Origin of the sequence: Corynebacterium marquesiae, from assembly GCF_030229635.1 — a bacterium.
Taxonomy (GTDB): Bacteria; Actinomycetota; Actinomycetes; order Mycobacteriales; family Mycobacteriaceae; genus Corynebacterium; species Corynebacterium marquesiae.
Genome location: NZ_JASPII010000023.1, coordinates 1 through 9,469, shown reverse-complemented (window position 1 = coordinate 9,469; position 9,469 = coordinate 1). Strand labels below are relative to the sequence as shown.

The 9,469-nt window shown below is 52.1% G+C and carries 10 protein-coding genes and 3 pseudogenes; 7 read left to right on the top strand and 6 right to left on the bottom strand.

Annotated elements, in window-relative coordinates:
* Positions 1–1,136: 1,136 nt before the first annotated feature.
* A complete protein-coding gene (locus QP971_RS11040) occupies positions 1,137–1,400 on the bottom strand; it encodes a hypothetical protein (protein ID WP_284811896.1) in 264 nt (87 codons plus the stop codon).
* A gap of 252 nt (positions 1,401–1,652) precedes the next feature.
* On the opposite strand from QP971_RS11040, the gene QP971_RS11035 reads away from it, so the two are divergent.
* Positions 1,653–2,078, top strand: a complete 426-nt coding sequence (locus QP971_RS11035; RefSeq protein ID WP_284811894.1) for a YjdF family protein — start codon at positions 1,653–1,655, stop codon at positions 2,076–2,078.
* 272 nt (positions 2,079–2,350) lie between these two features.
* Positions 2,351–2,614 (top strand): hypothetical protein, encoded by a 264-nt coding sequence (locus QP971_RS11030; protein ID WP_284839644.1) that lies wholly within the window; start codon positions 2,351–2,353, stop codon positions 2,612–2,614.
* 107 nt (positions 2,615–2,721) lie between these two features.
* On the opposite strand, the gene QP971_RS11025 is transcribed toward QP971_RS11030, so the two are convergent.
* From QP971_RS11025 to QP971_RS11015, 3 genes are all read right to left on the bottom strand, one after another.
* Positions 2,722–3,066, bottom strand: coding sequence for a hypothetical protein (locus tag QP971_RS11025; protein ID WP_284811890.1), 345 nt, complete (start codon positions 3,064–3,066; stop codon positions 2,722–2,724).
* Positions 3,067–3,208: 142 nt separating this feature from the next.
* Entirely contained in the window at positions 3,209–3,487 is a 279-nt protein-coding gene (locus QP971_RS11020; protein WP_284811888.1) for a hypothetical protein, read from the bottom strand.
* Positions 3,488–3,764: 277 nt separating this feature from the next.
* Positions 3,765–3,932, bottom strand: a complete 168-nt coding sequence (locus QP971_RS11015) for an HNH endonuclease (protein ID WP_284811885.1) — start codon at positions 3,930–3,932, stop codon at positions 3,765–3,767.
* Positions 3,933–4,132: 200 nt separating this feature from the next.
* Between QP971_RS11015 and QP971_RS11410 the strand changes: the two are divergent.
* The 5 genes and pseudogenes from QP971_RS11410 to QP971_RS11000 all read left to right on the top strand — a co-directional run.
* Positions 4,133–4,345, top strand: a pseudogene (locus tag QP971_RS11410) (zinc ribbon domain-containing protein); the annotation flags it as partial.
* 60 nt (positions 4,346–4,405) lie between these two features.
* A complete protein-coding gene (locus QP971_RS11010) occupies positions 4,406–5,248 on the top strand; it encodes a cutinase family protein (protein WP_284811883.1) in 843 nt (280 codons plus the stop codon).
* 103 nt (positions 5,249–5,351) lie between these two features.
* Positions 5,352–5,564 (top strand): annotated as a pseudogene (locus QP971_RS11405) (hypothetical protein); the annotation flags it as partial.
* The gene (locus QP971_RS11005) at positions 5,518–5,895 is read left to right on the top strand and encodes a recombinase family protein (RefSeq protein WP_284811882.1); all 378 of its coding nucleotides are present in this window, start codon (positions 5,518–5,520) and stop codon (positions 5,893–5,895) included. The pseudogene QP971_RS11405 and the gene QP971_RS11005, both read left to right, overlap by 47 nt.
* 1,305 nt (positions 5,896–7,200) lie before the next feature.
* Positions 7,201–7,413, top strand: coding sequence for a helix-turn-helix domain-containing protein (locus QP971_RS11000; protein WP_284811880.1), 213 nt, complete (start codon positions 7,201–7,203; stop codon positions 7,411–7,413).
* A 73-nt stretch (positions 7,414–7,486) separates the two neighbouring features.
* On the opposite strand, the gene QP971_RS10995 is transcribed toward QP971_RS11000, so the two are convergent.
* Together QP971_RS10995 and QP971_RS10990 are read right to left on the bottom strand one after the other, a co-directional pair.
* Positions 7,487–8,521, bottom strand: coding sequence for a hypothetical protein (locus QP971_RS10995; protein ID WP_284811878.1), 1,035 nt, complete (start codon positions 8,519–8,521; stop codon positions 7,487–7,489).
* Positions 8,522–9,095: 574 nt separating this feature from the next.
* Positions 9,096–9,374, bottom strand: a pseudogene (locus QP971_RS10990) (relaxase/mobilization nuclease domain-containing protein); the annotation flags it as partial.
* Positions 9,375–9,469: the final 95 nt, after the last annotated feature.

The window sequence follows — 9,469 nt, the reverse complement described above, 5'->3', positions numbered from 1 at the left end:
GAACTCGACGGAATACTTTCTAGGCATAGTTCAATCCTTCCTTAGCTGAGGTAGGAACTAAACCCAGGACGCTTCAGTTAGACGTTGTTTAGTCCAATCACCGTTAGTGGTTTGAGCCTTTAATACTCCTTTTTGGTTGGCATTGTATTCGATTCGTTACGGTAGATATGCGCAGCCATATTTGAGCATAACGAAAGCGCCCTGTGCGGGGCGCTTCGTGATTATTTGGTTAGTCGAGTTGGGGCTTTGGTGGGCACTGGCGGATGGATGTCGTTGTGCGTGGTGTTAGTTCATGGTTCTCGCGTTGCCGCGAAAGTTGCTTACGCGACTTCCTTGCCTATGTAGCTGTCACGCCCTGGCACTCGCGGTTGCCTGGCACAACCAACTCCACTGAAAGCTTCGCCGGTTCTCTGCATTGACCTCGTCTGAATAGCGCTTAAGCGCCATATTCTGTGGGACACTGCATTTTGCCTCGTGAACAACCTTATAAGGGCAGGGGTGGAATCACGCTTCTAGGTCTCATCAGGGGTGGCTGCTAGCGTTAGTGCTGGTTCACAATCACACCCCGCTACTTGTGGTGGGGTGTGGGCGTGACTTCCTCGTCGGTGCGCGGTGTGGCCCGCGCGTGACGTGGGCTGTCCCGCGCGCCCTTTTTCAGGCGAGTGGACAACCCTACGACGCAAGGGGAGGTAGACAATGGGTAAACACTCATTGGATACACCCGGTCGCAAAAGAAAAGGCCTTGACGCCACGAAGCTTAGATGGCTCGATGTGGCAATCAAGGTCATAACACTTGCGACCGTAACAGTGAAGCTCACCGCGGCGATGCTTCACGTGGGTCTTTAGGCCCGAGGGTCTCAACCGAGTACCAGTCGGTTGGGGCCCTTTTATTGTGCAGCCGCAATTCAAAGGTGAACTGTGCTGTCGTATTTTAGGCTAATGCGCGCGCGGGGGTTTCGCAATACTCCCACACTAAGCCCGTAGACCCGTTTCCTACTACACGCGGAAAGCTGTGCAGCCGCGTACCGCCTTCCGCGTATCCGTGAGACCTGCTATATGTCTTGCCATATGGCGAAACATATAGCAAGACATGCGCTATAGCATATGCGTTAGCGTATGTTCGCTATCACGTGGGGTTACCTGCTGGTTCTTGCATTGAGCCGGGCTCCAAAAATGCCGGCCCACAGGGCGAGTAGACCAAGCGACACAATAAGTACGGTAAAAATTAGCGGCAGCTCCGCGAGGGTAAAAAGAAGATAAGCCCCCAAAACCATTGCCACGCTGGTTCCGCCCCCAATCACGGCACAACGCATACGGTCTTGTGGCCGTTCGCGGCGGATGGTCTGGACGGCCAAGGCGGCGGCACACACCAGTGCAGCCAGGACGATGATTATGTACATTCCTCTTCTCCTTTCTGGGACTGATGCTTATCCTATTGGGAGAGTGTGCACAGCCCGTGTGCTGCATTTTTCTAAAAGTCAGGGTGCGTTAGTGTTACCTCCCGTAAGATCCTGATGCGCAAAACGCACAGTCTCAGTAGGAAGTCTGAGCGATAGCACTAGCCAGTGTTATCCGTCGCTTTAGCTCTTTCCCTCACGAGGGCTAAGGAATCCAGCGTCGTCAGGTCCGCTTTAGCGTACCTGGAGACAACTTTGCCTGCTCAATTCACCCTTTTTCACGATGGACAATTTTGGTGCGGAGTCTACGAGACTTCCAGCAACAACCAACTCCGCGCCGTCCGAGTAGTTTTCGGCCCAGAGCCTAATAATGCCGAACTTTATGAGTGGCTGCTCGTCAACGGTTCTTCCCTAGTCAAACGTGCCCATCATTCCGCACCTATACCTGGCACTATTGAAAAGCCACAGCGAGGAAATCCCAAACGCCTGCAGCGGAAAGTCAATAAGGAGCAACGCAAGACCTCAGGAGTGTCCTCGAAAGCCCAAGAAGCAACAAAGTTAAATTTCGAATTAGCTAACGCAAACAAGAAGAAAGCTTCGCGGATCGCTCGGCGCGAAGAAGCACAACGGAAATTTCAGATCCGTGCTGCTAAAAAGAAGGCTAAACATAAAGGCAAGTAATCGAAGGCGTCAAAGCGAAGTTGCCGTACTGCAGGAGGAAAGCTGTGTAGCCGCCTGTCAAGCTATGCGCAGTCGTCAGGCCTGCCGTATGGCGGGACATATGTTACGGCATATGACACAACATATGCTTTAACATATGTTTAATTGCATATAGTTCTACCTGCATTTATACAGTCCTATCGAGAAATAAGGAGCACTCCGCGAGAGGAAAACGAGCGTTTTCCACTACAGACATGAAGTGGAAAAGCAGCCCTCCGAGGACGCTTTTAGGATTGGAGGAGATTTCTTCGAAAACGGGGAAACTTCCCACGCGGTTGGTTTTTATTTTGAATAATGGCGCTATGGACATGGACAAGGTACAGAAGATAAAAATCGGAGTTTTGCTCGCTTTGGCAGCCGCTTCTTTGGTGCTTTTCGTTTTGTGGCTAACTGATGTAATAGGGGCCGGCTTAGTGGCCATTTTCATTATTGTCCTGACTGCTGCTTCTGTGGGAGTGCGTATGTGGGCGGAAAACGCAGGGCGTCAGCCGGAGTAAGCGAGATACCGCAGTGGTAGTAAATGCGCCCCCTTTTTTTCTTCTACAACCACCACAAGAAGTGGGGTATGGGCGCGGCAGCTCCGCAGGCGACCAGACCTCTTCTTCTAGTCGTCCTCGCCCAGAAGGGTTTTCACGGCTGCGTTCATTGGCTCGGTGATCCCGGCCTTGGCGAGCGCGTCGCGCACAAGTCGGCGGTGCCTCTGGAAACGGTAGTTTCCCGCGTCCACTCCGGCTGCGATCTTCTCGGCTCTGGATGCGAGATCAACCAGCTGCATGTGTAGTGGGTAAGCTGGATCGAATTTCGGGATCGGCAACCGCCGCACATTTTTATCGATGTGCCGAGCGCCGAACAGGCCACGGGATTGGTACTCTGCCACCATCTCGGTCGTCACCGGTGCATTAAGGACTGCGGTGAGGTACTTCGCCTCGTTCTCGCTGCTGGTGGGCATCCAATACAGGGCATGCTCGAATACTGCTCGGGGTCAGCGATTCGAGCAGCAGCGACAGTGTTTCCGGATGCACTGTAGAGCACGCGGTGCTTTACAGCGTTGAGCTGCTTCGATAGCTTGCGCTGGTAATCCAAGCTCTCCATCAAGGACAGCTTGGAATGCTTGGTTTGTTGTCCTCCCAGCGTTGGGATACGTCACGCCACCAGTCCCGTATGCCGTTGTCCGCGTTGTTGATCTGTTGCTCGTCCATCAGCTGCTGGCGCTCAATGGGCAGCACTGCCCGCCACGGCTCCAATAGGCCGAAGGGGGCAAGCGTGGAGCCAAGGTGAACGTCGAAGATGTACCTGCTGGGCAGGGGCGCTGACCAGGATGGTTGGGACTTCCACGGCTCTTTTTCCAGCGAGGTGCGGTAGGACTCCACTGTGGTGGTTCCCTGCGTTCTGCCTAGTCGGGAGGTTGTTTGGGTCTGTTCCTCGACGAAAAACAGCATCCGGGGGAAGATCGTCGCTCCGTTGACGACGAGGTCGTAGGTTCGAATCCTGCCCCCGCTACCAACTTCCAAGACCCTACCAGTGAAAACTCTGGTAGGGGCTTTAGTTATTTCTCTTAAGGAGCACGTCCTGGGACTCAAATCGGGACTTTAGTGATGGCATTTTGTCACTTAAGCCGGTTTGGAAGTGATGCTGCCCGACACGCCCCTAAGCGTTACCCTTCGCGCGGTTGTGGGACTTACACAACAGCTCGCAGTTGCTCTCTTTAGTGCTGCCACCCTTCGACCAAGCAGTGAGGTGGTCGGCATCCATCTCCTTGAGGGCCCAGATTTTGTTCTTCTTCGCGTCATGCCCGAAGTAGGCTGCTCGTAACATGGTCGATAGCGCCTGGCGCCTGTCTGCTGTTGCTCGCAGCTTCCGCGTGTCTCGTCCAGCGCTGTATCGAGCGCTAGAGAGATTAAAAGAAGCGTAGTGGTTAAACCGCTACGCTCACCGAAAAGGCGATAGGAAGCCCCTGTCTTTAGATATGGGGGAAATATCGCTTAAATTAGACATAAAATTAGACATATCAGGAGTGTTCTCAGTGTAATATGAGAGCCAAGGTTACATTGACACTCTCGGACCGTGTATTTACGTGTTCTTCTTGTGGTTACGTAGCTGACTGTGATGAAAACGCGAGTTACAACATGCTACACAGGGCTGGTTACAACCCTGCTGAAGTTGACGCGGTAAGACTGGATCTTGTACGCGAGAAACAGCACGCTGATTCAGGAACCCCCCGGCTTTAGACATGGGGAGGTATCAAATGACGACACTTATAAGAAACAAACACACACAGAAAGACAAAAATGCGAACCCGTAAGATTCTCGCCGCTGCCGCCGCTGCCGCAATTTCCACAATCACCGCAATCACTGCACCCACCGCAACCGCACTACCCACCTCGCAAAACCCGCAGTCATTCCTAAACTGTGCAAGCAAGCAAGTCGTATTCGTGCCAGGCGGCGCAAACACCGTCCCCGGCGTGCCAGAAAAGCTGCCACACGGATCAATCACCGCACAAATGGGCGTAAAGCTAGGACTACAGCCAGACACCAACGTAACCTACGTTGGATACCAAGCATTCCCGTTCGCAGTATCCACCTACCAAGACTCCTCCAATGACGGATACCAACGCACAGCTGCCGCAATCCGCCGGATTCAAAACAACTGCCCAAACAGTAAAATCAGTCTCGTAGGCTACTCCGAGGGTGCCGACGTATCCGCACGTATCCTTAACGACTCCGCACGGGGCCGTGGCCCACTCCGTAAGGATAAACTCGCGTCCGCAGTTCTCTATGCAAACCCCTATCAGGGCGGAAACGGGGCCGCACAATGGCCTACCGACATGTCCGGCGCTACCGGCGCACTTGGACACCTCGATGGCGGGTTCGGAGACCTAGCCCCCAACGTGCTAGAGGTCTGCCACAGCGGAGACGCTATCTGTAACTACCCGGAAAAGTACCGCGGACTGGTATCCCCCCACATGAAGATGAACGCCCTACACGGCCAGATCCCCCTTGTTGAACTGGTAAAAGAAGCAGTACACTACCAGCCACAGGATTACATCAACATCACCAAGGGGCTAATGAACCACGTTCCGTATGGCGGTGTTGACGCACAGGTAGGCGCAGACTGGATCAACAAGCACTAGAAAGGAAAAGAAACAATCAGAACGATTTTCACCGAAAAGGCGATAGGAAGCCCCTGTCTTTAGACATGGGGAGGAATATCGCCTAGATTAGACATATCAGGAGTGTTCTCAGTGTAATACGAGAGCCAAGGTTGCATTAACACTTTCTGATCGTATATTTACATGTTCTACTTGTGGTTACGCAGCTGACAGCTATAAAAACGCAAGTCGTAACATGCTGAACAGGGCTGGTTACAACCCTGCTGAAGTTGACGCGGTAAGACTGGATCTTGTACGCAAGAAACAGCACGCCGATTCAGGAATCCCCCAGCTTTAGCTGTGGGGAGGTATCAAAATCATTTGCCGCTCAGGAAGAAGCCCTCATTGCTGCTGGCTGTGATAGCAAACACATCTACTCTGATACTGCCTCTGGCGCTCAATCCCAGCGTCCAGGGCTTGAAGCAGCGCGGAGCTTTCTTCGGGACGGCGACAGCCTCGTCGTTACTCGTCTTGACCGTCTCGGTCGCAGCATTGCTGAAGTAGTAAAGACTGTTGCTGACCTTGATGGCGAAGGCGTGAGCCTAAAAGTCCTAGAGCCAGAACTCGACACGTCTCGTTCTGCCGATAAGCTCATGGTCAACATCTTGTCCTCGCTAGCTGAGGAATGAACCTTCATTGATGTTGTCCTTTTTGCATTGCGGCCTTGTAATAGTTGCAATTCTAGGCAATGTCAGCATTTGAGACACGATGTAAAAGAAATGCTGTGTTGTGTGCAGTGTGCATGAACTGTTGCCGGGCGTTTTTTCGTGTTTGGCACCCGGTTACAGGTGCTTTTTCTTTACCCTTTAACCGCAGTAGTAACGCTTAACCCCCCCAGTATGACAGATATATCAATAGGTGGCAAGAGGCTTTATATGTGATGTAGCACATAGTAGTAAAAGACGGCTGTATAGCCGTATGCCGCGTTGAGTGACACTAGGTGCTATGCGGACTCGCTCCATGGCCACAGAGGGCTGTAGCGGGCTTGTGGGCGGTGTACAAGCAATGCACGTGGTGAACGTTGCATTGGGTTGCCGTACAGCACAGTAACCGGACACGTAGCACGATGTTGCACTGTTATGACATATAGTGCAGTGTGGCTATTTTTAACAGTGTTATAGGTCACAGTTACATATTTTTATTGTGTCGCAGTGTTGCGGTTTCGTTGCGATTACAGCAATCTGGTATTTCTCACGACAACAAGGCTGTGACCTGGGGTTTTATAACGTGTTGCGCTTTTGTTGCGATTTGTTGCGATTTGTTGCGATTTTTTCTACAGATCGCAACACGTGTTTTAGCAGGTCACAGTAGGTAAATTGTAAATTTGTTGCGATGTTGCGCTTTTTCCTCATGCTTATGTGAAGAGGTAAGTAATTAAAGATTTAAGTGGTAATAGTAAATATATGTATATATAAAGGTGAGCTGTAAATCGCAACATCGCAACATAGCACTCTTTTTGCGTGAATTTATATGCTGTGACTAGTAGTGATAGTCTGTTGCGATTTTTGATCAAGATCGCAACAGATCGCAACAAAATCGCAACATATGACAGTTACGTGTAGCGTTATAGCAGGTAGAGGTAGCTTTTTTCTGTTGCGATCTGTATATTAAAATCGCAACACGTAGGCATATTCTGCTACTGTGAGCACTGACAATCATAATCAGTATGGTATTTTGGCAGGTCGCTGTCTTTAATTCAATAGCATAAAGCTATTAATCGCTGTTGCGCTTTTTCTGTTCCTCGCATCATGGGGTTGTAATCATTGGTAGTAATAGTGGGTAGTAGAGAAAATAGTTATACTGCTGTTGCACCGTGTTGCGATTTTTACGCACCGTGTTGCGATCTTGCTGTGCTGTGTTGCGATATGCACGCACCATAACACGAGTGCAATTCGACCCATTTTCGGGTTTTTGTATTTGCTTTTTGTATCGGTATGTGGGAGCGAGACCTTATTAGAGAGCGCACACGCGACGGTGTTGCCTATGCTCGCAGCCAGGGACGTGTAGCAGGTCGCAAGCTCAAACTGTCTATTGAGCAAGCTAAGGCTGCTCGTAACATGGTCGATAGCGGCTGGAGCGTTTCTAGCGTTGCTCGCAGCTTTGATGTGTCTCGTCCAACGCTGTACCGAGCGCTAGAGAGAGCATAAAAGAAGCGTAGCGGTTTAACCGCTACGCTTCTGTTGTGGGGCTTTTTAACTTTTTACGGCTCACGTGTTCTCGTTAATGGCTCGTCCCTTTCCTCGGGTGCTTGAGACGGTATTCTTCGACCAAGTGAGAAATACCTGGCACAGCCTGGGACAGCATCCAGGTCATCAGCGCTATAAGTACCGCTATAACGGTAAGTGTTAATGCCAGCCAGCCCAGTGTTGGGGCGGTGCCGTCGGCCTCCTGGACGTGGCCCCACAGGGCAGACACGCCGTCGGGTATGCCGAGCATAGTTAGCAGCCCCTCTCCCAAGGCTCCGACAGCAAAGAGTGCAATAGCAGCGACGAGAGCACTAGCTGCAATCCACGAGACAGACATGCAGGTCTTAATAAAGCGAGTGTTCGACTTCTCCATGTCGTCGTTATATTGCTTGCGTTCTTCGCGTATCTCCTCCAGTAGCTTTTCGTTGGCCTTCTTCTCCTGGAGCAAGGCACTGCGAGCCTTCTCGGACTCTTGCGCTGCCTTGTGCAGGCTTTCAGACTCCTTCGACATTGCCCCAGAGACAGCCGTTTCTACCAGTGGCTCCAGGCTAGAAGTCAGGCTCGAAGTCATCTGAGCGTTGAGGCTCTGGGCTACTGCTTGGCTGGAAGCCTTGTCGAGATGGATAGGGCTTTCTGCTGCTTCGAGCACCAGTCGTTGCGTCTCTGCGAGCTGCGACATTTGCTGACTTATCTCGATGAGATACCCGTTTGCCCCCTCCAGGCCGTTGGGCAGTGACTCGATGTTCTTTATCAGCCCGACGATCAACAGATCCACGTCCACCATCGTTTCCTGGAACTGACTGCTGCTCACGTAGTTCTCGTTCTTGGCGAGATTGCTTTTTACGTTTCTTAATTCGGTTTCCGCTTGCGTCAATCTCGTTGAGAAGTCGTCGGGCAGACCACGGAGAATGTCCCCCGCGTTCTCCGGCAGGCTCTTCAAGTCCTCCTGTAGATTGTTGATAGACTTCTCCGCTTTGTCCAGGCGTGGACTGAGAATCTTCAAGGCGCTCTCTATTTTGCCTTTCGCCGCTGCTTCGGCCATCTGCGTCATCTGGGTTACTGAAACCATGGTTGAATCTCTCCTTAGGGTGGTAGTTTTCCTCCTCGTCATCGAGAAGGCTGGAGCCGAATTGCGCCTCCAGGTCGTCATCAGTTGAATTAGCTTCAAGTGCTGCAAGCTTTTGCCCAATGAGTGCTGATTGAGCCTCATTAACGCGCTCGGTAATCCCCTCTAGCGAGTAGCTGCGGCCTAGCTTCGAGCCAGCTTTAGCTGCCTTACGCTTTCGGGTACGCCCGGCCTTCGTAGTGTTCGTAAAATAAGCCTCCTCACCGTCATCGTCGACCAGGGCCACGGACAACGACTCGCCTTCAGCCTTTGAATTGGGCTGCACTTTAAGAGACAGGTTGTACTCGCCTGCAATCTCTAGTGCCTTCTCTAGGGGTTCGTCTGCGTCTGCGACTCGTTCATCCGCGCACAGTTCATCCATGCGCTTGCGCGCGAAATCCGCCCACGTGCTTGCGGTTAATTCATCTACTTCCAAGCCCGTCGAGTCTGTGGACTTGCCCTCTTTGCGTGCCCTGCGCTCGGCAGGAAGTAGCGATATTTCTGGCTCCCGCTCTAAGACACGCATCCCCAAATCGCGCATCAACTCGTCGTTGATATGGCGCAACTTGTACCAGTTACGCATGTCCCTCGGCGCAGCCTTCTTCGTTCGAGTGTCGTGGTTGGCAAAGACGATATGGTTATGGACGCAGCCGCTTTTACTGTCGGTATGCGTGGCAACGGTAAACGGAACTCCCGTGCCCTGCGTTAGCCGTAGAGCCAGCTCAGAGCCTGCTGCATTAGCCCGAGCTACGTCTGCCGGGTCGTCCTTATCCAGCTCGTCTTTAGCCCACGATTGGATATAGATAATCGCTTGGTCGGTGCGTTGAGCCGGAGCATGGGCCTGGCCCCCGGAAAGTAGACACGTCGGGGGTTAGCTATGCTGCTTGGGTCAGTGTAGCTGATGTGAGTGCT

What these genes read in the sequence shown, in the direction of transcription:
- QP971_RS11040 (WP_284811896.1), bottom strand. Translation starts at nt 1,400, where the DNA reads ATGTACATAATCATCGTCCTGGCTGCACTGGTGTGTGCCGCCGCCTTG.
- QP971_RS11025 (WP_284811890.1), bottom strand. Translation starts at nt 3,066, where the DNA reads ATGCCCACCAGCAGCGAGAACGAGGCGAAGTACCTCACCGCAGTCCTT.
- QP971_RS11015 (WP_284811885.1), bottom strand. Translation starts at nt 3,932, where the DNA reads ATGTTACGAGCAGCCTACTTCGGGCATGACGCGAAGAAGAACAAAATC.
- QP971_RS11010 (WP_284811883.1), top strand. Translation starts at nt 4,406, where the DNA reads ATGCGAACCCGTAAGATTCTCGCCGCTGCCGCCGCTGCCGCAATTTCC.
- QP971_RS11000 (WP_284811880.1), top strand. Translation starts at nt 7,201, where the DNA reads ATGTGGGAGCGAGACCTTATTAGAGAGCGCACACGCGACGGTGTTGCC.
- QP971_RS10995 (WP_284811878.1), bottom strand. Translation starts at nt 8,521, where the DNA reads ATGGTTTCAGTAACCCAGATGACGCAGATGGCCGAAGCAGCGGCGAAA.